This window comes from Pseudothermotoga lettingae TMO (assembly GCF_000017865.1).
Lineage (GTDB): Bacteria > Thermotogota > Thermotogae > Thermotogales > DSM-5069 > Pseudothermotoga_B > Pseudothermotoga_B elfii.
In genome coordinates this window covers 277162-300592 of record NC_009828.1, presented here as the reverse complement: position 1 = coordinate 300592, position 23431 = coordinate 277162, and the positions used below count along the sequence as shown (strand labels likewise).

General features: G+C 39.5%; 22 protein-coding genes and 1 tRNA gene. 10 read left to right on the top strand and 13 right to left on the bottom strand.

Annotated elements, in window-relative coordinates; translation table 11 throughout:
• Window position 1: 1 nt before the first annotated feature.
• Window positions 2–1108 carry a glucose-1-phosphate adenylyltransferase subunit GlgD gene (glgD, locus tag TLET_RS01450; protein ID WP_012002332.1) on the bottom strand — a complete coding sequence of 369 codons (1107 nt, stop codon included), beginning with the start codon at window positions 1106–1108 and terminating at the stop codon, window positions 2–4.
• A gap of 80 nt (window positions 1109–1188) precedes the next feature.
• Between glgD and TLET_RS01445 the strand changes: the two genes are divergently transcribed.
• The 4 genes from TLET_RS01445 to TLET_RS01430 are packed head-to-tail and all read left to right on the top strand — an operon-like array spanning window position 1189 to window position 6097.
• A complete protein-coding gene (locus TLET_RS01445; protein WP_012002331.1) occupies window positions 1189–1989 on the top strand; it encodes a GTPase in 801 nt (266 codons plus the stop codon).
• Complete coding sequence (locus tag TLET_RS01440) at window positions 1949–3592, top strand: tetratricopeptide repeat protein (RefSeq protein ID WP_012002330.1); 1644 nt, start codon at window positions 1949–1951, stop codon at window positions 3590–3592. The genes TLET_RS01445 and TLET_RS01440 overlap by 41 nt, the downstream gene beginning before the upstream one ends.
• A gap of 4 nt (window positions 3593–3596) precedes the next feature.
• On the top strand, window positions 3597–4805 hold the full coding sequence (locus TLET_RS01435; RefSeq protein WP_012002329.1) for a 2,3-bisphosphoglycerate-independent phosphoglycerate mutase: 1209 nt from the start codon (window positions 3597–3599) through the stop codon (window positions 4803–4805).
• On the top strand, window positions 4802–6097 hold the full coding sequence (locus TLET_RS01430; protein WP_012002328.1) for a ComEC/Rec2 family competence protein: 1296 nt from the start codon (window positions 4802–4804) through the stop codon (window positions 6095–6097). The genes TLET_RS01435 and TLET_RS01430 overlap by 4 nt, the downstream gene beginning before the upstream one ends.
• Here the strand turns inward: TLET_RS01430 and TLET_RS01425 are convergent.
• The 5 genes from TLET_RS01425 to TLET_RS01405 all read right to left on the bottom strand — a co-directional run bounded on the left by TLET_RS01425 (window position 6037) and on the right by TLET_RS01405 (window position 8863).
• Window positions 6037–6501, bottom strand: coding sequence for a Fur family transcriptional regulator (locus TLET_RS01425; RefSeq protein WP_012002327.1), 465 nt, complete (start codon window positions 6499–6501; stop codon window positions 6037–6039). The two genes, TLET_RS01430 and TLET_RS01425, sit on opposite strands and share 61 nt — an antisense overlap.
• A gap of 11 nt (window positions 6502–6512) precedes the next feature.
• Window positions 6513–7547: a transcription termination factor NusA gene (gene nusA / locus TLET_RS01420; RefSeq protein ID WP_012002326.1), complete on the bottom strand. Its 1035-nt coding sequence runs from the start codon at window positions 7545–7547 to the stop codon at window positions 6513–6515.
• Between the two features lie 13 nt (window positions 7548–7560).
• Entirely contained in the window at window positions 7561–8010 is a 450-nt protein-coding gene (gene rimP / locus TLET_RS01415) for a ribosome maturation factor RimP (RefSeq protein WP_049753323.1), read from the bottom strand.
• Between the two features lie 45 nt (window positions 8011–8055).
• A tRNA-Ser gene (locus TLET_RS01410) sits at window positions 8056–8146 on the bottom strand.
• 45 nt (window positions 8147–8191) lie between these two features.
• Window positions 8192–8863, bottom strand: coding sequence for an endonuclease III domain-containing protein (locus TLET_RS01405; protein WP_012002324.1), 672 nt, complete (start codon window positions 8861–8863; stop codon window positions 8192–8194).
• An 82-nt stretch (window positions 8864–8945) separates the two neighbouring features.
• Between TLET_RS01405 and TLET_RS01400 the strand changes: the two genes are divergently transcribed.
• Window positions 8946–9827 (top strand): DUF4438 domain-containing protein, encoded by an 882-nt coding sequence (locus TLET_RS01400; protein ID WP_012002323.1) that lies wholly within the window; start codon window positions 8946–8948, stop codon window positions 9825–9827.
• Between the two features lie 21 nt (window positions 9828–9848).
• On the opposite strand, the gene TLET_RS01395 is transcribed toward TLET_RS01400, so the two are convergent.
• The 3 genes from TLET_RS01395 to TLET_RS01385 form a co-directional block, all read right to left on the bottom strand.
• A complete protein-coding gene (locus tag TLET_RS01395) occupies window positions 9849–10421 on the bottom strand; it encodes a hypothetical protein (protein ID WP_012002322.1) in 573 nt (190 codons plus the stop codon).
• Window positions 10422–10458: 37 nt separating this feature from the next.
• Window positions 10459–13092, bottom strand: a complete 2634-nt coding sequence (locus tag TLET_RS01390) for a calcium-transporting P-type ATPase, PMR1-type (RefSeq protein ID WP_228369026.1) — start codon at window positions 13090–13092, stop codon at window positions 10459–10461.
• A gap of 63 nt (window positions 13093–13155) precedes the next feature.
• Window positions 13156–13542: a RidA family protein gene (locus TLET_RS01385; RefSeq protein ID WP_012002320.1), complete on the bottom strand. Its 387-nt coding sequence runs from the start codon at window positions 13540–13542 to the stop codon at window positions 13156–13158.
• A gap of 183 nt (window positions 13543–13725) precedes the next feature.
• Between TLET_RS01385 and TLET_RS01380 the strand changes: the two genes are divergently transcribed.
• From TLET_RS01380 to TLET_RS01360, 5 genes are read left to right on the top strand one after another with little or no spacing between them, the layout of a single operon-like run.
• The gene (locus TLET_RS01380) at window positions 13726–14358 is read left to right on the top strand and encodes a lactate utilization protein (RefSeq protein ID WP_012002319.1); all 633 of its coding nucleotides are present in this window, start codon (window positions 13726–13728) and stop codon (window positions 14356–14358) included.
• A 10-nt stretch (window positions 14359–14368) separates the two neighbouring features.
• Window positions 14369–15448 carry a M20 family metallopeptidase gene (locus TLET_RS01375; RefSeq protein ID WP_012002318.1) on the top strand — a complete coding sequence of 360 codons (1080 nt, stop codon included), beginning with the start codon at window positions 14369–14371 and terminating at the stop codon, window positions 15446–15448.
• A gap of 5 nt (window positions 15449–15453) precedes the next feature.
• Window positions 15454–16746, top strand: a complete 1293-nt coding sequence (locus TLET_RS01370; protein WP_012002317.1) for a pyruvate carboxylase subunit B — start codon at window positions 15454–15456, stop codon at window positions 16744–16746.
• Window positions 16743–17549: a 2-amino-4-hydroxy-6-hydroxymethyldihydropteridine diphosphokinase gene (folK, locus tag TLET_RS01365; protein WP_012002316.1), complete on the top strand. Its 807-nt coding sequence runs from the start codon at window positions 16743–16745 to the stop codon at window positions 17547–17549. The genes TLET_RS01370 and folK overlap by 4 nt, the downstream gene beginning before the upstream one ends.
• Window positions 17546–17842 carry a hypothetical protein gene (locus TLET_RS01360; protein WP_012002315.1) on the top strand — a complete coding sequence of 99 codons (297 nt, stop codon included), beginning with the start codon at window positions 17546–17548 and terminating at the stop codon, window positions 17840–17842. The genes folK and TLET_RS01360 overlap by 4 nt, the downstream gene beginning before the upstream one ends.
• A gap of 32 nt (window positions 17843–17874) precedes the next feature.
• On the opposite strand, the gene TLET_RS01355 is transcribed toward TLET_RS01360, so the two are convergent.
• The 4 genes from TLET_RS01355 to TLET_RS01340 form a co-directional block, all read right to left on the bottom strand.
• Window positions 17875–19125: a Glu/Leu/Phe/Val family dehydrogenase gene (locus TLET_RS01355; RefSeq protein WP_012002314.1), complete on the bottom strand. Its 1251-nt coding sequence runs from the start codon at window positions 19123–19125 to the stop codon at window positions 17875–17877.
• A 264-nt stretch (window positions 19126–19389) separates the two neighbouring features.
• Window positions 19390–20637, bottom strand: coding sequence for a LeuA family protein (locus TLET_RS01350; protein ID WP_012002313.1), 1248 nt, complete (start codon window positions 20635–20637; stop codon window positions 19390–19392).
• Window positions 20627–22585 (bottom strand): sodium:solute symporter family transporter, encoded by a 1959-nt coding sequence (locus TLET_RS01345; RefSeq protein WP_012002312.1) that lies wholly within the window; start codon window positions 22583–22585, stop codon window positions 20627–20629. The genes TLET_RS01350 and TLET_RS01345 overlap by 11 nt, the downstream gene beginning before the upstream one ends.
• 18 nt (window positions 22586–22603) lie before the next feature.
• Window positions 22604–23377, bottom strand: a complete 774-nt coding sequence (locus TLET_RS01340) for a cyclase family protein (protein WP_012002311.1) — start codon at window positions 23375–23377, stop codon at window positions 22604–22606.
• Between the last annotated feature and the right edge of the window lie 54 nt (window positions 23378–23431).

Below are 23431 nucleotides of genomic sequence, written 5' to 3'. Positions count from 1 at the left end.
ATCATAGAACTGCCCTTTTTTCCATAACTGCTATGGAATCTCTCCCAATCAGTTTTGCTTCCTGTCTAATCAAAACTTCTTTGTCGAGAATCGCATTTCTGACAATTGCGCCTTCTTCCACAACCGCATCTTGCATTAAGACAGAATTTTCAACAACCGCACCTGCTTTCACAACAACGCCTCTGAACAGTATTGAGTTTTCTACATATCCATTGACAATGCATCCATCAGAAACTATTGAGTTTTTCACAACCGCATTTCCACCTATTTTAGGTGGGGGAAAATCTTTCAGTTTTGTATAGACTTTCCCATGTTTGTAAAACAGCTCTTCACGGATCTCTCTTTTCAAACAATCCATATTCACACGGAAATACTCGGCAACTCCCTTTTTGATATTTCTCCAGTATCCTCTGAAAACATAGCCATGTACTTTGAGCCTGTCTATCTGAGAAATGACGATATTCAAAAGGTCATTTTCTCCTCTATTTACGTAATTGTATAGCAACTCCATCAAAAGATATTTGTTCATAAAATATATTCCTAAGAAAGCGGTATTATTTTTGGGATTTTCTGGCTTTTCCTCAATTTCCATTACCCTGTTTCCCGAAAGTTTCACTATTCCATATTGAGTAAGATCGTACGTTTCGTCAAGTTCTTTAACAAGCAATGTTATATCGGCACCTGTAGAAAAATGAAAGTTGAATATATCACCAAAATCTGCTTTGTATATGTGATCACCGGAACCTATAAGAACGTAATCTTCTTCACCACGCCTGAGTATCGTCATGTTTTGAAAAATAGCGTCTGCCGTTCCTTTATACCAGTAATAACCTTCTTGGCTTACGTATGGTTGGAGAAGAAACAATCCACCATTTTTTCTATCCAGATCCCACTCTTTCCCTGAGCCAAGGTGGTCCATCAAGCTTCTCGGGTTGTACTGAGTAAGCACTCCAACCTTTTTTATACCAGCATTGACCATATTGCTGAGAGTGAAATCGATAGCACGATATTTACCAAATATAGGCAGCGCTGCACTTGCTCTCTTTGACACAAGAGAGCCGAGCATTTTACTCTGTCCTCCTGCAAGAATCAATCCAAGGACTCTCATAGTATCTCCCCCAAGCTTATTTTATCATTCTGGTGCATCGAAATCGACATTGGTATACAATGTTATAGGAGGTAATTTTCATGTGGTACCCGGGGCACATGGCAAAAGCTTCAAAAACAATACACCGTATCATAAAAGATATAGACCTTGTCGTAGAATTGCTTGATTCACGAGCTCCCCTCGCCACGCAGGCTTACGACAGGAAATTCCTTATGGGGAAAAAGAAGGTCATGATTCTCGGCAAATCAGACATAGCTGATCCTAAACAAACCATGAAGTGGAAGATTTTTTTTGAGAGTAAAAATGAAAAGGTATTAATTTTCAACAAAAATACCACCAAAAACTACCTCATAGACTTCATTGCAAACCACGCGGATAAAAACTCGTTGATCATGATAGTTGGTGCACCAAATGTCGGCAAATCAACTTTACTGAACAAGCTTAAAGGAACGCGCTCAGCAAAAGTTGGGGCTGCACCTGGCATCACGAGGGGTTTGCAGTGGTTTTCGGCAGGAGGTTCACTCAGAATACTTGATACGCCCGGGTTGCTATTACCAAAGCTCTGGAGTTCAGATTTAGCTGCGAAGCTTCTTTTAACCGGATGTTTGATTCCTGAAAATGTTCCCCCAAAGGTTCTGGAAAGGGCTTTTGAAATATATGCCAGACGTGCAAAGCTTGAAGAAAACAGTCTGCAGGATTTTCTGGAAAGGCACGCACAAAAAATGGGAATGATTCTGAAAGGCGGCATACCTGACAGAGAAAGGGCTCTTGTAGATTTCTTTATCAAATTATCTCAAGGAAAACTTGGAAGATTTACCTTCGAAACTGTAGAGGAGGCGAGTGCTTATCAAGGCAATAGTTTATCTTCCACTGAAACCTGATAAAGCCAAACGATTGAACCTACCAGTGAAACTTCCAGTACTTGCAGAAGATCTGCCAGAGATTCTCGATGAGAATCACATACCCGTGAATATAATCATAAGGGGCTTAGAAGCTCAGTATGAGATTTCGAAAGATCAGTATTACAAATCATATTTGATTTACTTCTATTATGAAAAAGTTAAAGAGGCCCTGAATGAAAACAACCTGACAGAAGCTGAAGAGTGGCTTGGAAAGGTTGAACAGCTCGAGAGAGATTACAGATACGATTTTTTCAAAGGTGTGATTTTATCGAGAAGCGGGGATTACGATCAGGCTGAAATTTTTCTGAGGTCAAGTACATCAAAAAACAATTATTTTGCACTCGGCCATTACGAACTTGGGAATCTTTTGAGGTCAAAAAAAGAGTTCGAAGATGCCATACTGGAATACAAAAAGGCTTTTGAATCGGACAAAAATTTTCTTTTACCGCTATTAAGAATAGGGGATTGTTATATGGAGATGGGGGAGGTAAGACAGGCATGCGATTTTTACCAGACGGCAATTCAAATCGATCCAAACTTCGCACAAGCATATGCACGCTTAGGGGTAGCTTACAACATTTTGCAAAAATATGACCATGCGGAGAACAGTTTGAGAAAAGCTGTACAAATAGATAAAACAGACTATTTGAGTTTATTCAATTTATCTTTCACTCTGTCTCGCCTTGGAAAACATTTCGAAGCTATGCATATTCTAAAAGATCTTGTAGAAAAAAAGCCTCAGGATGCCACTATAATGAATGAATATGCTCTGATTTTGAGAAAACTCGGTTTCTATGAACAGGCAAAAGATTTTATAGACAGGGCTTTTGAGATCAACAACAATGATCCTTCTTTAAATTACAACAGAGTGCTGTTGACACTTTTTGTTGACAAAGAGGAAGCTATTCGCTTATCTGAAAAACTTTCATCACCGTATTATGAGAAAATGGAAGATTTAATCACTTTTTTAAGGCAATGGCGTCCTGTTGATGTGCCAGATTTTATATCGGATAAAGTCAAGAAATTCAAACCGTGCATGGAAAAAGGCGAGATAAACGTGCAAAAACTGGTAGATCTTTTAGAGAACGAAGATCGTATTAACATGGTGAAAAATGGAATACTACCTGCTACAGACACAGAGATAGACACCGTACAATGGCTGGACATCGTGATGTTTATAATACTTGCATCAAATGATGATCCGATAAAAATGGAAAAAAATGTTACAAAAGTGGCTGTTTCGCTTTATGGAAGCGGAATAATGCTTGCAGTGGCAATAACATTGATGAGAATCTTCCTGCACATCAGTGCACACGGAAACTTTGATCTTCAGAGCTTTGTGAACGATGTAGTAACAGATATACAGGAGTACCATTGGCAATTTGCAAAGAGAATTTCTGAGCTCGAAAATGAAAGTTTTTCACTTGAGGAGTTGCATTTGAACGGAATCAAAAAAGGAAGCGATTTTCTCATCGAACTTCTGAAAGTTCTTTCTATAGATATAACTGAAGAAGATTTATACTTAATCGAAGATAATCTTATGAAAGAAATCTATCTAATCTTTCAACCTATACGGAGGTGAGATGATGAATTACGACAGGCAACAGCTTTTAAGCGAGATAGTTCAGCCTGCGCAAACTAAAATCGTTTTACTTGTTATGGATGGAATCGGTGATATTCCAAAAAATGGAGAGACACCACTTCAAAAAGCAAACACTCCAAACTTTGACAAACTTGCTAAAGATTCAGACCTCGGTCAGACTATACCAGTCCTTCATGGAGTAACACCTGGCAGCGGTCCCGGACATCTTGCCTTATTTGGTTACGATCCTGTTAAATATCAAATAGGTCGAGGAATACTCGAAGCTCTTGGTTCAAATGTAGACGTTGAAGAAAAAGATATCGTTGCGAGGGCAAATTTTGCTACTGTAAAAAATGGTATTATTGTAGATCGAAGAGCAGGAAGACCTTCAACAGAGGAAAGCGGAAAAGTTGTTCAAAAACTCTCAAGTCTTATCAAAGAAATTGATGGCGTCAAGATAACTTTTTACCCTGGCAAGGAGCATCGTTTTGTAGTTAAACTAACTGCTGAGGGCCTTGATGACAAAATAACCGATGCCGATCCACAAAAAGAAGGCAAACCAATTCTGCTCACCCAACCTCTCACAGCAGAAGCAAAAAAGACATCGGAAATTGTAAACAAGCTCATGAATCAAATAGCAGATGTGCTCAAAGACGAAGAAAGGATGAACTTCGCCCTTATAAGGGGGTTTTCAAAATACCCAAAATTACCGCAATTTCCTGAGGTTTACAAACTTAAAGCTGCTGCAATAGCAACATACCCCATGTACAGAGGCATCGCAAAGCTTGTCGGGATGGATGTAATTGAAACGGGGTCAACTATACAAGAAGAAATGCAAACACTGAAAAGTGTCTGGGGTAGTTACGATTTCTTCTACTTCCACGTGAAAAAAACAGATTCCTATGGTGAAGACGGAGATTTCGATTCTAAGGTGCATGTTATAGAAGAGGTTGATTCGGTTCTACCCGAAATCATTTCTTTAAATCCGGATGTTCTTGCCATAACAGGAGATCACTCAACACCAGCTGCTCTCAAATCACACAGCTGGCATCCTGTACCGTTCATGTTGTGGTCAAAATATACAAGAAAGGGTTTAAGCAAGGCTTTCGATGAATACGAATGTGCAAAAGGAACTCTCGGCACATTCTACGCAGTAGATGCGATGAGTATCATTCTTGCTCATGCTCTTAGACTTGAAAAATATGGTGCATGAATTATTTCTGGCTGATATCTTTTCTTGGTATTTCAACCGGGGTTTTGCTATCCCCGGCTCTTTTAATTTCTTTCTCAATGGTTGGTATCGCCATTTTTTTATTGTGGAAACATCTTTCTGTTAGGATCTACCTCCTGTGTGTCGTTCTTGGTTTGATCATCAGCCTTCCTGGCAATGTTCCACAAAGATCGGAAATAGTCGGGTTCTGTACCTTAAAAAAATCCAGCTATACTGTTGTGAGCAATGTCAGATTTTTTGAGAATGGGAAATGGAATTATCTGCACCATGATGTAAAAGTGAAATCTGATCAGATAAATCCCGGGGAAGAGGTATATATCTATGGAAAAATCAGCAAATCCTTTTCTTATCCTCTATATACAGTTGTACCAGATTTTTCCTGCGGTGTCAGACAAACAGCAAGAGGGTTTTTAAAAGTTATGAGCATCTTGCAAAAATTCAAAGAGGAAAACGAAATTTTCATCATAGATGTTCTCGGACCATTTGCAAAAACAGTCAATGGACTGCTTTTCAGTGATGGCGAATTTGATCAGGCAGAATATAGTGATCTAAAAAACAGTGGGCTTGCCCATATATTTGCTGTATCTGGTCTTCATGTGGGGATTGTGTATGCGCTTGTGGAAATTATAGTGAGTTTTTTTACATACAAACTCTTTTTCAGGAGGTTCATCGGAGCTTTTATAGCTCTGATGTTTGCACTGAGCACTGGTCCAACACCCTCGGCATTCAGAGCAGCAGCAATGCTTTGCATCTGGAGTTTTTTTAAGATTGCTGACTATCCAGTTGAACCATTAAATGTACTTGGAATGGCTGGAACATTCAATATTTTGCTGGAACCCTATTGTATATTATCAACATCATTTTTGATGAGCTATATGGCAACAGCGTCTATCCTAATCTGCCAGGAAAAGATTCGCTCATACCACATTGTTGTAAAAACTCTCTTCACACCTTTTTCGGCATTTTTTGGTGTTGCACCCTTTTTAAATATCTTCTCCTCGCTAAATGTTCTCTCGCCTTTTTTAAGTATCTTTGCTACTTATCTGGTTATCCCCATAATATGGGCAGCTTTCATATCAATTTTTTTCAGAACAATTCACATGGAAACCTTAGCCCAAATTCTATTGAAGGGTGCAACACCTTTTGTATATCTTGTTCAGCGTTTAATTCATCTTTCCTCTCTTGTACCAAATTTTTCTCTCGGTCTTACAGGTTATATTCTGTTTTCTCTGCTGATACTTTTCCTATTCTGGCATTTCGGACACAAACCATAGAATTTTATATCGTAATCGTTTATGACATAACCTGTCTTTGATTCTACATTTTTCACAAGGTCTTTCACTATTTTTTCATCAACCTCTATTACTTCTCCACAAGCTTTGCACACTATGTGTTGATGCAGGGTTTCTGCATCTGGTGCAGCAAGTTCGTACCTGTAAATACCCTCACCAAATTCCAATCTTCTGAGAAAACCGAGTTTTGAAAGGAGTTCCACCGTTCTATAAACAGTTGCCTTGCTTATCCTGTACCTCTTTTCCACGAGTTTTCTGTAAACATCCTCAGCACCAAGATGTCTTTCTCCAGATTCAGCAAAAACTTTCAAAACGATTTCTCTCTGGGCGGTCATTCTATACTTTTTGGAACGAAGTTCTTTTCTTAAAGACTCGTAAAGCATCATTTATCCTCCTCTCAAACATTCATAACCGGTTTTATATCTATTTTCCAGCCTGTTAATTTTGCAGCTAATCTGGCATTCTGTCCACCTTTGCCAATGGCCAGAGATAACTGTGTAGGTGGGACCAAAACTCTCACAGCTTTTCTTTCAAAATCAAGTATCTCAACACTTGTCACTGAGGCAGGCGCGAGTGCATTCACAATAAGCTGTCTCGGGTCGTCTGTCCATCTGAAGATATCCACTTTCTCACCTTTGAGCTCTCTCAATATTGCACTTATTCGGCTTCCTCCTTCTCCTATACACGCTCCAACTGGATCTACCTGTGGATTTGTCGATACAACAGCAACCTTGGTCCTGACCCCGGGCTCTCTCACTATCGCTTTGATCTGCACTATATCGTTTTCAATTTCTGGTATCTCTAATTTCAGCAACCCTGCTACAAACTCTGGAACTGCCCGACTGACCATTATCTTCGGCCCTTTCTTATCTTTTACAACACTCTGAACATAAACCTTTATGAGTTCGCCAGCGCTGATGCTTTCTCCCGAAATCCATTCTCTCTTAGGTAACCTTGTTTCTATTTTACCAACCCTTATATCAGCCCAGTCAGATGTAACTCTTATGACTTCAACGGTGATAACACTACCTGCAAGAGTTGAATAATGCTCATACTGCCTTTCTTTCTCGAGTTCTCTGATTCTCTGTATAAGAACCTGTTTGGCGGTTTGAGCGGCTATTCTGCCAAAATTCTTAACACTGATTTTCTTGAAAATTTTCTTTCCTGATTCTGCGAGCGGATCTGCTTTTCTCGCTTCTTCGACACTCATTTGAGTCAAAGGATCCTCAACTTCTTCTACGACGTCGAAAACCTGAAAAAGCTGTATATCTCCTGTCATACGATCTATTTTCACATCAACGTTCTTTGCTGTCCCAAAATTTTTTTTGTAAGCACTGACAAGCGCCTTTTCAAGAATTTCTATTATTTCATCCTTAGATATTCCCTTTTCTTCTTCAAGTTGATCAAGAGCATCCAGAAGCCCAAGATTCATATACCCACCTCCTCTAAAAGTCGATTTCAAGTTTTCCTTTCTTGATCTGATCAAACGAAAAAGTGATTATCTCTCCATTTTTCAATTCAATGGAGACAGTGTTTTCTGTAGTTTCCTTGATATTCCCTACCAGTACTTTTCCATCTTTAAGCCATATTTTTGCCAATCTGCCAACAAAACGGTTGTAGTCCTTCATTTCCCTAAGAGGCCTATCAAGTCCGGGAGAGGAAACTTCAAGAATATAGCTGCTGTCTATCAAATCAGCTTCATCGAGATAGTTTCCTATTTGACTGGAAACAATCTCACACTGACGAATGCTTACATAATTTTCCGGGTCATCTATGACAACACGAAGTACCAATTTTCTTCGTTCCCGCCTGAGAGTTATATCAAACAACTCAAGTCCCAATTGACTCAATATATCAATTACCACTGGTCTTAATTTATCTATTATTTTCTTCACTAAAATCACCTCTACTGAAAAACCGGGACGTCTGTCCCGGTACTTTGGCGGAGAGGGTGGGATTTGAACCCACGGGTGGGTTTTGCCCACCACACGCTCTCCAGGCGTGCGCCTTAGACCGCTCGGCCACCTCTCCAAATTGTTTACTACGCAAAATAATTTATACCATAAACAACAAATATTAGCAAGTGCTGATTGGTTTGCTAATGTGGGTATGAAATGCACAGAAACCTTTAACACAACATATGTTACATTTTGGTTTATTTTTCAAGCAAATATCTTTTGCATGTTTCACAATCAAGGCGTGGTACTCTTTGTACAGACCAGTATCTTTCGGCAGGTCGTGGAAAATCGCCTGTATCTTATCATAACTATCTTTTTTATTCAGAATTCCAAGTCTTTCAAAAACCCTCTTGGTGTAATTATCCACAACAAAAACAGGTTTATCAAAGGCATAAAGTAATATTGAGTCAGCTGTTTCCTTCCCTATGCCGTTAACATTCAAAAGAATTTCTCTTGTGATATTTCTACTTAAAGAATGAAAATCAAAATTATACTCCGACAATAAGGACAACAGATTCTTAAGTCTAACGGTTTTCAAATTGTAAAATCCCGCCGATTTTATCAGTTGAGAGAGCTGATCATTACGTAACCTGAACAGTATCACCGGATCAAGGGCCCCAGCTTTTCTTATATTATGTATAGCTTTCTCGACGTTGTTCCAGGATGTATTTTGTGTCAGAACAGCTCCGACAATCACTTCAAACCAGCTTTCCGCAGGCCACCAGCCTTGTGGTCCGTAACTTCCATAAAGAATTTTGTAGATTTTCAATAGAAATTTTCGTACATCCACTAACAGATACCTCCTGTGAAAAAATAATATCAAAATTCGTTTTTCGAACAGATTTGATAGGATATATCCTGGAGGTGTTCTTATGAGAACAAATAAGGATAAGCTTGTCATGATCTCTGTGCAGGGTACAATTGTCAGGCCAGAACATTCCGGTAGACACAGCGTCTCACATGATGGAAAACCATTTATGCTACCTGGAACAGGTGGAATAACCTACAACGTAAAAGTTGGGGATTGTGCCTTTGGCTGGGAAGCAGATCATGTTGAGCCCGGTGTCTCTACAATCTTAGATCAAGACAAGAGGGATTCAGGGCCCAACAGAGGCTACAATTTTTACGCATGTATTGGAAACGAAGCAAGAGTTGTAAGTGGGGATGCAAAGGGGGCAAAAGGTGTTGTTACAGGTCATCACGGCGGAGCTGAACATGTTTTGATAGATTTTCCTGATGAAGTACTTGAAAAGCTCACACTCGATGACAAGATATTAATCAAAAGTTTTGGACAGGGGTTAAAATTTTTAGACTATCCCGATGTCTACGTATACAACATTGACCCAAACCTGCTTGAAAAACTTTCAATAGAGGAGAAAGATGGCAAACTTTATATGCCGGTCGTGGCAGTTGTGCCTTCCTTTTTGATGGGTTCCGGAATTGGTTCAACGAGCATGGGTACAGGCGACTACGATATAATGACTGCCGATAAAAAAACTTTGAAAAAATATGGGTTAGACAAACTCAGATTTGGTGATATTGTTTACATTCAGGACCATGACAACACATTCGGAAGATGTTATAGAAAAGGAGCGGCAACCATAGGTGTTGTTATTCACAGTGATTGTAAATACGCTGGACATGGCCCGGGTGTAACTACCATAATGAGCTGTGCAATGCCAAAGATAAAACCAGTTATAGATCCAGATGCAAATATTGCCAAGATACTCAAGATAGGAAGATATAGGGAGTAAAGCCCGCAAATCCTGCGGGCTTTAAAATTTGTAGTTCATGTTCAAGTAAATTGGGGTGCTCAAAGTTCGTACGTAAACATTTCTGGTAGATATGTACAGATCGTGGAATCTCACACCGAGCCCAGCGCCAACTGAAAACTGTTCACTCAAGGGAAACTGGACGTCAAATCTTCCTGAATAAATCCTTCCTTCAAGATTACTTGTGCCAGAAAGACCAAGCGCAGATAAGCTACCGGTTGGTCCCATAAAAACAAACATTATTTCACCCGTAATTTTTCCAATTACATCCAGAAAACCAAAAGAAAAACTTGGTGCCAGGCCTACGAAAAAGAGGTTTGCATCTGTTGTACCTAAGTCACTGGCAACAGACATACTTAGCAAGCCAAGAACCGCTCCCATTCGCAAGCCTTCGTCCAAACCATATTCGATATTCAATTGGCCACCATAATCAGTTATTGCACGCACTTGTTTTTTACCATCTGCATAAACGTCGTTATAAATTGAAAAGCCAAGTGAAGGGTTTACCGAAAAAAATACCCCGGCTATTGCTCCTGTTGCCAGCAAAAATAGGCAGATTGTCAATATCTTTTTCATAAAATTCCCCCTGAACAAAATACTACCACAATTCACATCATTCTTTTTTTCTGTACCTGATTACTTTGACAAGTTCATACAGCGGTATTATCATTATAGCTGCGATCAAAGACACCACAAGCTGTTTCCCAGTCAAGTTAGTGGTCCCAAATACATTCTGGAGAATTGGTAAATATATCACACCCAATAGCAAAGCGAATGATCCTGCTATTGCTATTAATAAACGAGGATTGTTCTTAATGCCAACCTTAAACAGAGAGAGTTTTATGGATTTAGAGTTCAGAGAATGCAGTAATTGACCTGTACACAGGGTAAAGAACACCATTGTTCGAAGCAACTCAATCTGGTCATGTTCCAAAAGCGCCCAGCTGTACACAAACAGAGTCAAAACCGAAAGAATCGTTCCTCCAATAAACACATTCGTCATAATTTCTTTGCTCATTATTCCTTCCTTTGGATCTCTCGGAGAACGTTTCATCACATCTGGCTCAGCGGGTTCTACACCAAGTGCCAGAGCCGGAAGACCGTCTGTTACAAGATTCATCCAAAGAATCTGAACGGGTATTAATGGTAAAGGCAATCTCAACAAAATTGACACAAATATAGTGACAACCTCACTGATGTTGCACGAAAGAAGATAATAAACCACTTTCCTTATATTATCGAAAATCTTCCTTCCTTCTTCAACTGCAGCAACAATGCTTGCAAAATTATCATCTGTAAGGACCATCTCCGATGCATCTTTTGAAACATCTGTTCCTGTTATACCCATAGCAACACCGATATCTGCTTTTTTCAACGCGGGTGCGTCATTGACACCGTCACCTGTCATTGCAACAACTTTTCCTTTTTTCTTAAGAGCTTCGACAATTTTCAATTTATCTGTTGGGGAGACTCTCGCATAAACCTTAACTTTATCCACGACTTTCACAAGATCTTCTACATCCATTTCAATCAGCTCGTGTCCTGTTAAAACCATGTCATTTTCAGACAAAATGCCTATTTCTCTCGCTATCGTCTGAGCGGTAATTTTATGATCACCCGTTATCATGATCACGTTTATACCAGCTGTTCTACATCTTTCAAGAGCATCTTTTACTTCGGGCCTCGGAGGATCTATCATACCCATTAAGCCAAGAAAAACCAGATCTTTTTCAAGTTCCGAATAGTCATCGCCAATCTCTCTAAAGGCAACCGCGAGCACCCTTAAGCCATCCTGGGCCATTTTCATATTTGCCTGTTCAATTTCGTTTTTATCATTTTCAGATAATACTTTTATTTCGCCGTCAGGCGCCATGTATTTTGAGCAATTCTTTATAACAACATCCGGGGCCCCTTTGGTAAAAGAAAGCCTCTTTTTTTCAAATTCATGAACAGTGGTCATCATCTTTCTATCAGAATCAAAAGGAATTTCGTGTATTCTTGGTATCCGCTTCTCAAGTTCATTTTTGTCAAAACCGTAATCCATAGCTGCAAGAGCAAGGGCTATTTCGGTGGGATCTCCAGATGTCACTCTGTTGCCATTTTTGACAGTTATAAATGAATCGTTGCACAAAATTGCTCCCATGAATAATTTTTCTATGTGCTCAGATTTTTGTGATTTTATTTGTTCCTGATCGAGAATAATAGATGGATGAAGATAATACTTTACCACATTCATTTCATTCTTAGTCAGAGTACCGGTTTTATCAGAACATATGACATTCACCGAACCAAGTGCTTCGACAGCTTGCAACTTTCTTATAACCGCATGCCTTTTCACCATGTTGTACATACCCAGGGCTAAAACTATAGTAACGACAGCTGGCAATCCTTCCGGAACAGCTGCAACAGCTAAACTGACAGCTGTCAAAAACATTTCAAGAGCAGGTTCGCCCTCAAAAATTCCAACCAAAAATACAACAGCGCATATCGCAAGTATGATCATCCCTATCTGTTTACCAAGCTTCTCAAGATTTTGTTGCAATGGCGTTTGTGTTTCTTCCATTTCCGAAAGTAACTTCGCTATTTTCCCCAGCTCTGTATTCTCACCTGTTGAGGTTATGACAGCTTTGGCACGACCTCTGCTTACTATTGTTCCTGAATAAACCATATTTGTTCTATCGCCCAGAGGAAGATTTTCCTGATCAATCAGATCTGTGGTTTTCTCCACAGGCTGTGACTCTCCAGTCAAAGCAGCTTCACTAACCGAGAAATTAACAGTCTCAATCAATCTGCCATCAGCGGGGACGTAATTACCAGCTTCAAGGATCACAATATCTCCGGGGACGATCTCCCGCGACGGAACGGTTTGTACGATTCCATCTCTGAGAACCCTCGCCATTGGAGCAGCCATCTTTTTGAGTAACTGTAAAGATTTCTCGGCCTTTGATTCTTGAATCGTACTCAAAGTAGCATTTAAAACAACTATGATCATTATCAAAATTGCATCAACGGATTCCCCAACAAGTATCGAAACACCAGCAGCAACAAGAAGTATGATAATCAAAAAATCCGTAAACTGGGAAAAAAACATTCGCCAGATAGTCTTTTTCTTTTTTTCTGCAAGCTCATTAGGTCCATATTTTTCCAAACGTTTTTTTGCTTCTTCACTTGACAAACCCTTATCAGGATCTGTTCCTAAATGGCTGCACACATCCTCAACACTTTGTTTGTAAAAATCTTTCACCATATTTCACCCCTCGTCTGTAAAAAATTATTTGTATTCTCCATCAATAAAATAATGCCAGTTTTCTTATTTATTTACATCTTTTACAGCTATAACTTCAATTTCTATCTGAGATCCTTTTGGCAAAGCTGAGACTTCAACAAAGGATCTTGCTGGCCGATGCTCATTAAAATACTCTCCATAGACTTCGTTGATCTCACTGAAACTCTTCAGATCAACCACGAAAACAGTGACTTTCACGATATTCTTCAGAGTACAACCTGCAGCCATCAATACGGCTTCTATGTTATCCAGAACCCTTCTTAGCTGTTTTTTGATATCGCCATTCACCAGTTCCCCCGTGGCAGGATCGATCGGAATTTGCCCGGAGACAAAAATAAAATTGCCCGCCTCAATTGCCTGAGAATAGGGACCTATTGCCTTTGGTGCACCACTTGTCTGAATTATTTTCATCTTCATACCTCCTCAGAATTTCAGGAACTCTCATTAAGATTCTCTCATATCCACCCGTACACTGCAAAATCTTTAGAAAACCTGCGATTTGATTGCATTCATTTAAATATAACCCCGCCAAAAATAGATTCGATTCGCACTGCAAACTTCAAAATATGAGATAATAAATAAAGGGTGATACTGTTGAGAAAGGAATTATACAAATTTAAATATGAGTCTTTATGCAGGAAATTGAAACCAATTCTGGAAAAAAAGGCATTTGAGGTCTATATAGCAGACAACACAAGCGATGTCAGAAAGCTTGTAGAACGAATTGTACCAGAAGGAGCCGTCATAAGCAGCGGTGGATCTATAACACTCAATGAATGTGGTGTAATTGATCTTCTCAAAAGTAACCGATACAAATTTTTGGACCGTTATAATTCCCCGGATAGGAGGAAAACAGAACTTGAAGCGTTCGACAGCGATTTTTATTTTTGCAGTGCGAATGCGGTAACAATGGACGGAGAATTGGTGTTCATGGATGGCTTCGGAAACAGGGTGGCAGCAGTTACATTTGGCCCCAGAAATGTAATACTGATCGTGAGCGCAAATAAGATTGTAAAAGATTTGCAAGAAGCGAAAGAAAGAATCAGATATATTGCTCCGATGAATGCAAAAAGATTATCTCTTTCCACACCATGTGCTGTGTCTGGAATTTGCCATGATTGTGATTCACCTCAGAGAATATGCAGGCATCTGCATGTAATATTTGATTCACGCAATTTACCGGGTAGAATAAAAATTATACTGGTTCTTGAAGAACTTGGATTGTGAGGGATAAAAGATGGACAAAAAATGGTTCGGAATATACGAAAGGCTTGTGAACACAGATACAGGGTTCGATATAGATCTTTCTCAGAAACTTTTGCGAACTGATTTCGTGGCTGAAGAGTTAGCAAAGCTTGGCTTTAAGTTAATCAGAGAGAGCGCAGCTCATGTTGGAATTCTTGGAAAGCCACCGTACATAACACTAATAGGCCATCTCGATACTGTTTTCAAAGAAGGCGAATCATCCAAAAGACCGTTCAATGTCAGGAATGATATCGTCTATGGTCCTGGAGTTGCAGATATGAAGGGTGGAATAGTCACTTTACTCGCTACTGTTGAAAAAGCTGTAAGCAGTGGCTTTAAAGACATATGCGTTATCATGAATGTGGATGAAGAACTCGGTTCAAAAACAAGCAGAGAGACTTTTTATAAATATGCCAAGGAAAGTATCTGCTGTTTATCCTTTGAACCCGGTGGTTCTAACGGCGAAGTTGTAATAAGTAGAAAAGGCATAGCATCAATGAATTTAACCGTGAGAGGGATCAAAGGGCATGCCTCAAGGCTTGAAGAAGGTGCCAACGCAATAGTTGAAGCAAGTAAAAAACTGGTTGAAATATATTCTCTCAATGAAAAATTCTCAGATCTAACTGCAAATCCAACAATTGTAAACGGCGGGGAAAAGTCAAATATAACACCTGATCTCTGCATGGTGTACTTCGATGTAAGGTTCTCAGATCAGAAAGATCTTGAAAAATTCAAAGAAAAAGTATTTCAAATATGCTCTTTCAGCTCAATAAAAGGAACAAACTGTGACCTGTCCCTGCAGGAAAGGCGTCCTGCCATGAAACCGCACCCGGAAATCTTGAAAGCCCTCGAAGAAATTTCGAAAGAACTGCGCAAAGAAATAAAGGTTCAGCACTCAAATGGTGGCGCTGACAGTGCGTTTTTCTATCAATTTGATGTTCCTTCAATTGACGGGCTCGGTATAAGCGGTGGAAGATTTCATTCGGAGGATGAATACGCCATCCTGAGCAGCTTTGAACCAAAAATAGAACTTTCCATGGCATTGATAAAGCATTTTTCCAACAGGAGGTGAGAAATGTGAACTTTGTCGATACAACTCTTAGAGACGGTCATCAGTCGCTTATTGCAACAAGAATGTCGACCGAAGATATGCTTCCTGCTCTTGATGCTATAGATAAGGTTGGTTTTTACTCCATGGAAGTCTGGGGAGGAGCTACTTTTGACGTTGCAGTGAGGTTTTTAAATGAAGATCCATGGGAAAGATTGAGAAAAATCAGAGAAAAAATCAAAAATACAAAGCTTCAGATGCTTCTCCGCGGGCAAAACCTGGTTGGTTATCGCCATTACGCAGATGACACAGTCAGGCTTTTTGTCAGAAAAGCTGTTGAAAATGGCTTAGACATAATAAGAATATTCGATGCATTGAACGACGAAAGAAATTTGCTGATTGCCATCGATGAAGCAAAGAAATCAAACGCTCATGTACAGGGAGCAATATCCTATACGATCAGCCCTGTTCACACAATTGAATACTACTTAGAATATGCTCGAAAATTGATAGAACTCGGCGTTGACTCTATATGCATAAAAGATATGGCAGGCTTGCTCACGCCAAAAGATGCATACAACCTTGTCAGTGCTCTGAAAAAACAGTTTTCAATCCCGATAAATGTCCATTCCCACTGTACATGTGGGCTTGCACCGGCAACTTATCAGGCTGCCATGGATGCAGGGGCAGATATAATAGATACCGCTCTATCACCATTTGCGCTTGGTACATCACAACCTCCATTCGAGCCTATCTATTATGCTCTGAGTAAAAATGGAGATTTACCAGCTTTAGATTGGGATACGCTCGATTTTCTCATAGACCATTTCACCAGGGTAAGACAAAAATACGCTGCTTTTGATGTAAAAATGACAACAATTGATCCAAAAATTCTCTACGCGCAGGTACCTGGGGGCATGTATTCAAATATGGTAAAACAACTCCAGGAACAAAAAATGGCCCACAGAATGAAAGAGGTTTTAGAAGAAATACCGCGTGTTCAAAAAGACCTTGGTTATCCTCCGTTAGTGACACCAACCAGCCAGATAGTTGGTGTTCAGGCTGTGCTGAATGTCATGACAGGCGAAAGATACTCTAAAGTAACAAAAGAAGTCAAAGAATATGTAAAAGGTTTCTATGGACGTCCGCCGGCTCCTATTGACCCAGAACTGGTGAAGAAAATACTCGGCGATGAGGACGTCCTGATATACGTGATTCTCGGAGAGATTGGCAAGAAATATCTCCAGAAACGTTATATAAATCAACTCAAAGTTGATTTTGATCTGTTGAAAGATTTTGAGGCCCCTGTTTATCCTGTATGATCGTTGGCATTGGGATTGATGTAGTCAAAATCGATAGAGTAGAATTGTCTTTAAGCAAAAGAATCCTCGGACCATTGGAGCAACTGGAATTCGAATCAATTAAGGATAAGAAAACATATCTGGCTGCAAGATTCGCTGCGAAAGAAGCTTTCTTCAAAGCAATCGGAACAGGTGTGAAAAATTACTCTTTCACAGACATAGAGATTATCCACAACCATGCCGGGAAACCTCTTTTACTTTTTCACAGAGGTTTTTATTTCAATTTTGCTCATATAAGCATCACACATGATTTCGTAGCTGCAGCACAGATAATACTGGAAAAGCGCCCCGGGAACGTTTATATTGGAGTGGGTTCAAATCTCGAAGATAGGTTGAAAAATATTCAGCAAGCCTGCAATTTGATGGAATCGCGCAAAATAAAAATAATAAAAAAATCCTCCATTTATGAGACAGATCCTTATGGAGTGAAAGATCAACCAGATTTCTATAATTGTGTTTTAGAAGTAGACACGGATTTTTCTGTTGAAGAATTGTTGAACATGCTTCTAAAAATAGAGCAAGAAATGGGTAGAAAGCGTGAGAAAAAATGGGGCCCAAGAATTATCGATTTGGATATTCTTATGTATGGAAATACAGTATACAAATTGCCGGATTTATCAGTTCCTCATTACGATTTGATCAACAGACAATTTGTGATAGTTCCATTGCTGGAAATTAAGGCAATAGATCATCCAATCTACGGAGAATTGAAAAATTTCGTGGGGGAAAGGAGAGACTGGAGATTAGTGACAAAGAACTGGTGAAAGAGATTTTTGAGATAGAAAAACAAATAGATAGCCTTATAGAACAACACGAATATGAAAAAATATTGAATCTTCTCTTTCAGAGAGAAAAACTTATAAAAAATTTATCATCAATTGACAAAAAAATAGCTCAAATACTTGTAGAAGCAGATAAAGTTAGAATTGATAAAATAAAATCCCATATGGCCCAAATTCAACAAAATGCATTGCAAACAAAAAACGCTGAATCTGCAATCAAGCTTTACAGATATATCTCAGATTCAAAAGGTACAAGACTCGATGAAAAAATGTGAAAAACAAAAGGGCGCGTCGGCGCCCTTAAATATCATGGGTAAATACCTCTCAGTTTGACAGCCTGAGCTACTCTTTCTATAGCCACTACATAAGCAGCCGTTCTGAAATCAACATTGTATTTTTTCTTTGTTTCTGCAACATCAGCAAATGCGGCTCTCATCATTTTCGTTAACTTTGCCCTGACGTCATCTAAATCCCAGAAGAATGACTGAAGATCCTGTACCCACTCAAAGTAAGAAACAGTAACACCGCCAGCATTAGCGAGAATGTCTGGTATAACCATAATTCCCTTAGAAACCAGTATTCTATCTGCTGCAGGCGTTACCGGTCCATTTGCACCCTCAACGATAAGTTTTGCTTTTATTCTATCAGCGTTTTCCTCGGTAATCGCATTTTCCAGAGCAGCCGGCACAAGTATGTCTACATCAAGCTCGAGAAGCTCTTCATGTGTTATCTTCTGGCCTTTTGGATAACCATTTATCAATCCTTTATTGTTGTCTCTGTAAGCAATGAGATCGTTTATGTCAAATCCATCCGGATTGTAATAAGCTGCCGATACATCACTTACAGCGACAATTTTGGCCTTATAATCGTCATGAAGGATCTTCGCCGAGAAAGAACCAACATTTCCGAAACCCTGAACCGCAACTGTAGCTTTGCTGATATCTTTATCAAGCAATTTACATGCCTCTGAAGCAACAACTGCCACGCCACGGCCTGTGGCCTCGTTTCTTCCTATAGATCCGCCTATCTCGACCGGTTTTCCTGTCACGACACCGAGAGCTGGATACCCTGTGTGCATGGTGTAGGTATCAACATACCATGCCATAACCTGCGCATTTGTGTTCACATCTGGAGCCGGGATATCTCTTTTTTCACCTATAAAGTTAGCTATTTCGTAGAAAAACCTTCTGGAAAGCCTTTCCAACTCATGCTTTGAAAGTTTGGCTGGGTCCACTTTGACTCCGCCTTTTCCTCCGCCGTATGGAAGGTTCAAAAGCGAGCATTTCCACGTCATCCAGAAGGCCAGGGTCTGTACCTCGTCGATTGTAACATCAGGATGATATCTTATACCTCCTTTTGCCGGGCCTCTGGCTGTGTTATGCTGGCAGCGATACCCTGTAAACATCTCAACTCTTCCATCATCCATCACGACTGGAAATTCAACTATAAGTGTACGCTGAGGTCTCTCTAAGAATTTCCTGATATTGGGATCAAGCTGCATAACATCTGCCGCATGTCCAAAGACCTCAAGCGCTTGCTGATATAGAGACTTAGCCATCGAAAATCCTCCCTTCACGTAGGTTCACCAATAACCTTCCATCGGGTCGTTAGTGAATTGCTTCACAGCCATATTGTATCATCGGTCTACATGCCATAAAACCCTGGCAAAAGGCGACTATGAGAATTAGAATAGCAAATAACCACAGAAAAGCACCCTTTACTCTTTTATACTCACGAAATCATGAGTATGCATCTGTATGAATAATTCAATGAGAGCAAAAAATAACCCCGCCTCTAAGGCGGGGAAGATCAAACTGGCGTATCAACCAAGTACAAGTTCTACGATTCTGTCTATATCCTCGTCTGAAAGAGCACTTTTTAAAACAGTCCCTATTTTTTTTATTCGAACAAGTATCTCGTCAATCTGAGCTTCATTAGCTTTCAAACCTCTTTTATCCAAATATTGCTTGACAAAAGCGCGACCGCTCTTTTTTCCTCCAACGTACTTAAGCCAGCGACCAAAGTTCTCAGGATTGTAAGGATACATAGCATATTTTATTTCTGTTGCTCTATTAATTTTTTCGTTTGCATCAATCACAATACCTGATTCGCTGTCAAAAATCCGATCACCAACTATCGGTTTATTTGGAGCAACGTGCATTTTGGATACTTCCTGTATCATTTTTGAGACTCTGTAAAGTTCCTGACAATCCACATTAGTTTTTATTCCAAGTATCATTTCAATACCTGCTATTACTTCCTCCGTCGAGGCATTTCCCGTACGTTCACCAAGACAATTAAAAGATGTCTCAACAGCTTCTGCGCCAGATGCAATAGCCATGAGCGCTGTAGCTGTAGCCAGCCCATAATCGTTGTGTACATGGATGGATAACGGAATAGAGGGAAACCATTCTTTCATCTTTCTCACCAGGAAATTCACTGTGAATGGATGTGCCTGGCCAAATGTGTCGGATATACCTATTTGATCAACTTCTACATTTTTTAAAAGTTCTGTGTAAACTGTTTTGATCCATTCAAGATTGTTGATTCTAAAAGTATCCCATCCACAGAATTCGACGAATAATCCCAATTCCTTGGCCAGTTTTGCGCCTTTGATTATTCTGTCAATGAATTCTTTTGAATCAAGTCCCAAGACATATTTCACAAAATATGGATTAATGCTTGTTTCGTAGAACAAACCATCTGCACCACATTCAGCAGCAAGCTTTACATCTTCATCCATGATTCTTGCAAGGGCTATTTTTTTTGCTTTGAGGTTCATCTTTGACAGTCTTTTAAAAACTCTTTGATCTTCACCAGATACAGCTGGAAACCCAACTTCTATCATTGGAACACCAATCTTATCAAGTTCTTGGGCTATGAACACCTTTTCATCTTCAGTGAACACAACACCCGCCATTTGCTCTCCATCTCTCAGCGTGACATCATGAATTATGACCTGCTCGGGCAGATTCATTTTTGAGCGAACTTCCTCGATAAAGTTCAGTGGTGACACCCAGCTGTCGTTTAAAATAAACGGCTCGCATCCTTCTAATTTTTCAAACGGCACTTTCACCATCTCCTTTTTCAAATCTTTGAACTGCTTCCAAGCCTTTTTGTGTTATTTTAATAATTCTTCTCCATATACCACCTTCACTCAAGTAACCACGCCTTATAAGCGAATTAATAACCGTTGATAAGGCCATTGAATTCAACCCTGTTGTTTTTGAAAGTTCGTCCGCTAACACTTGCGAACCACTTTTTACATGTTTGAGAATATTTAATCCCACTATGTCCAGATCACCATAAATCTCTTCTGATTTAATTCTTGTTGGCAGATTTTGGGCAAAATCAGTTAAAATAAATGTGTAAAAGCCAGAACCTCTATTGGAAGCTCTTTTGACTGCTCCTGCTTTTTCCAACGAAAGAACTAATTCACTGCTCTTTGAAGAATCTATGTCCAGTAAATCTGTTATTTCTGCCATCGTGTTGTATCCTCTGCGGATTATATCGAGCACTTCTATTTCTTTATCACTGAGTTGTGTTCTTTTTTTGACCGTGAAGTCATATTTTGATTTTCCAAATAAATTGGCAATAAGAGCTGCTACTACCGAAACAATGAGCCCAGGTATAACCATGTGACCAAATTTGCTGGTTAATGGATAAATTTTTGTTAAATCAAGTAATGTCCATACAGACATGAATATCAACCCAGTCAATCCTCCAACAAACGCTCCTGTTGTAGAAAATTTCTTACTATAAAGACCCAAAATTACTATAACTGCTGTTGGAGCGAGCCAGGCTGTTGCAAAAGCAAATAAGTACACAGGGCCGCCCGGAAAGAAACAAAGTAACAAAGCAGCAATGCCAAATAATGTGTTAACAATCATAGAAGGCTTTACAAGATCCTCAGGTTTCGCATTTGGTTTTACAAATCTCTGATAAATGTCTCTTACTATAACAGAACTTCCAGCCATGTAATAAGTTGTTGAAGTTGAAACAGAGGCAGCTAATGTTGTTAAAAGAAAATAAGCAGCCAGCACAGATGGAGTATCCCGTAAGAATATTCCAAATGCGGCCGCTGGTGCAGCAGATCCCTGTGGTGCAAACATTTCTGGATGAGCTGCCCCAACGTAAGCTCCAAGTAATGGATACATAAAACCATTTGCTGAAAAAAGTATTAAAGCCGCCAGCAGATAAGAAAACTTCGCTACTCTTTCGCTTCGAACAGAGCTAACTCTGATCCAGTAACTATTAGATCCCCACACCAACGCCATTCCATATAAGAAAAACGCAACAAAAACGCTTGGATAGAAAGTCGAAAACCAGGGAAAACTTTTTCCTGCTATTCCTGAAGTCCATACATTTCCGCCAGGCCAATTATGTGTCAGGAAGGATAATCCTCCATATCTCACAAGAAGAAATATTACCAGAACCGGTATTGCAAATGTACAGAGGACTCCTTGAATAAAATCTGTCAAAGTAACAGCCCACATGCCACCAAGAACTGTGAAAAACAAGAAAATAAGGAAAGTTATTAGAATAGTTACTGGTATGGACCAACCAGTAAATCCTGTGATTATAGTGGCCATAGAAAGAACATTGTTGGCAGTAATCCCGAGCATTGCTACAACAGTAACAAGAGTTATTATAAACCTAACTCTTCTGTCATATCTTATCTCTAACCATTCTGGTAAAGTGTGTGCACCTGTTCTTCTTGCAACTGGTGCTATCAAAAGAGCATAGGAAATAATACCTGTTAAAGAATAAGCAACCCCAAGCATGAAAATACTTTTAGTGAGCCCACCCATTATAGTGAAGGCAGGAGCCAGAGTTAAAGTTGTTCCAGCATAACCTATCGCGGCAACCCCTAAAGTATTTACGAGCAAATTTATTTGTCTTCCTGCAACAAGATAATCTGTGCTCCTTCCAATCCACTTTCTCGTTACCCATCCAACAAAAACCATTATAAAACCAAAAATAGCGAAAAAAGTCGTAAATATGCCCACCGTACCCATGATTAGCCCCCCTCTAAATTAAATATTCTCGATTATCGCAACAGCACGTACCCAACCTGCACTTGCTTTATGTATTTTTATTGGAAAAACAGATACTTTAAAACCGTATGGTCTTGGTATTTTATCTAAATTTGCCAGTTTCTCAATGTGACAGTATTCTTTTTCAATACCAGCAAAATGGGCCGGCCATATAAAGGAGCCATCTTTTTTTTGAGAATAATCTTTGGACATTTCAGAGAATGGTCTGTCCCATGTATAAGCATCAATTCCCATCACCTTAACACCTTTACCTATTAACCATAGCGTCGCCTCTCTGCTCATACCTGGTTGAAGGAAATACTCCTTTGTCCCCATTCTTTTATCAGCACCTGTCATTATTAGTACAATATCAAGGGGTTTGATTTCATAGTTGATCTTTTCAAGCGATAGATTTAAATCTTCAATTGTAATGTACTCACCCGGATTTTTATGGCGCATATCGAGAACTACTCCATTTGAAAAACACCATTCAAGAGGAATCTCATCTACTGTTTTTGCTATTTTTCCTTCAGAAATTGGATGAAAATGCCACGGTGCATCCAAGTGAGTACCAGTGTGAGTCATCGCCTCGATAAACTCATACGACCACCCCAATCCTTGAGAATAAACAAGATCTTTTGGAATAACACCAAACTTTTCTCTCATTTCTTGGGCACCTGTGCGGTGATCAAGATATGTTATCTTTGCTGGCCAGGGTTCAGATTCAGAGTTAGGGAATATTGTCTCACTTAAATCAATTAATTGATACGGCATTTTACCACCCCCTCTTTATCGATTATCGATAATACATAAAAAAACACAAAAAAC

What these genes read in the sequence shown, in the direction of transcription:
- glgD (WP_012002332.1), bottom strand. Translation starts at nt 1,108, where the DNA reads ATGAGAGTCCTTGGATTGATTCTTGCAGGAGGACAGAGTAAAATGCTC.
- TLET_RS01445 (WP_012002331.1), top strand. Translation starts at nt 1,189, where the DNA reads ATGTGGTACCCGGGGCACATGGCAAAAGCTTCAAAAACAATACACCGT.
- TLET_RS01435 (WP_012002329.1), top strand. Translation starts at nt 3,597, where the DNA reads ATGAATTACGACAGGCAACAGCTTTTAAGCGAGATAGTTCAGCCTGCG.
- TLET_RS01430 (WP_012002328.1), top strand. Translation starts at nt 4,802, where the DNA reads ATGAATTATTTCTGGCTGATATCTTTTCTTGGTATTTCAACCGGGGTT.
- TLET_RS01425 (WP_012002327.1), bottom strand. Translation starts at nt 6,501, where the DNA reads ATGATGCTTTACGAGTCTTTAAGAAAAGAACTTCGTTCCAAAAAGTAT.
- nusA (WP_012002326.1), bottom strand. Translation starts at nt 7,547, where the DNA reads ATGAATCTTGGGCTTCTGGATGCTCTTGATCAACTTGAAGAAGAAAAG.
- TLET_RS01400 (WP_012002323.1), top strand. Translation starts at nt 8,946, where the DNA reads ATGAGAACAAATAAGGATAAGCTTGTCATGATCTCTGTGCAGGGTACA.
- TLET_RS01395 (WP_012002322.1), bottom strand. Translation starts at nt 10,421, where the DNA reads ATGAAAAAGATATTGACAATCTGCCTATTTTTGCTGGCAACAGGAGCA.
- TLET_RS01390 (WP_228369026.1), bottom strand. Translation starts at nt 13,092, where the DNA reads ATGGTGAAAGATTTTTACAAACAAAGTGTTGAGGATGTGTGCAGCCAT.
- TLET_RS01385 (WP_012002320.1), bottom strand. Translation starts at nt 13,542, where the DNA reads ATGAAAATAATTCAGACAAGTGGTGCACCAAAGGCAATAGGTCCCTAT.
- TLET_RS01375 (WP_012002318.1), top strand. Translation starts at nt 14,369, where the DNA reads ATGGACAAAAAATGGTTCGGAATATACGAAAGGCTTGTGAACACAGAT.
- folK (WP_012002316.1), top strand. Translation starts at nt 16,743, where the DNA reads ATGATCGTTGGCATTGGGATTGATGTAGTCAAAATCGATAGAGTAGAA.
- TLET_RS01355 (WP_012002314.1), bottom strand. Translation starts at nt 19,125, where the DNA reads ATGGCTAAGTCTCTATATCAGCAAGCGCTTGAGGTCTTTGGACATGCG.
- TLET_RS01345 (WP_012002312.1), bottom strand. Translation starts at nt 22,585, where the DNA reads ATGGGTACGGTGGGCATATTTACGACTTTTTTCGCTATTTTTGGTTTT.
- TLET_RS01340 (WP_012002311.1), bottom strand. Translation starts at nt 23,377, where the DNA reads ATGCCGTATCAATTAATTGATTTAAGTGAGACAATATTCCCTAACTCT.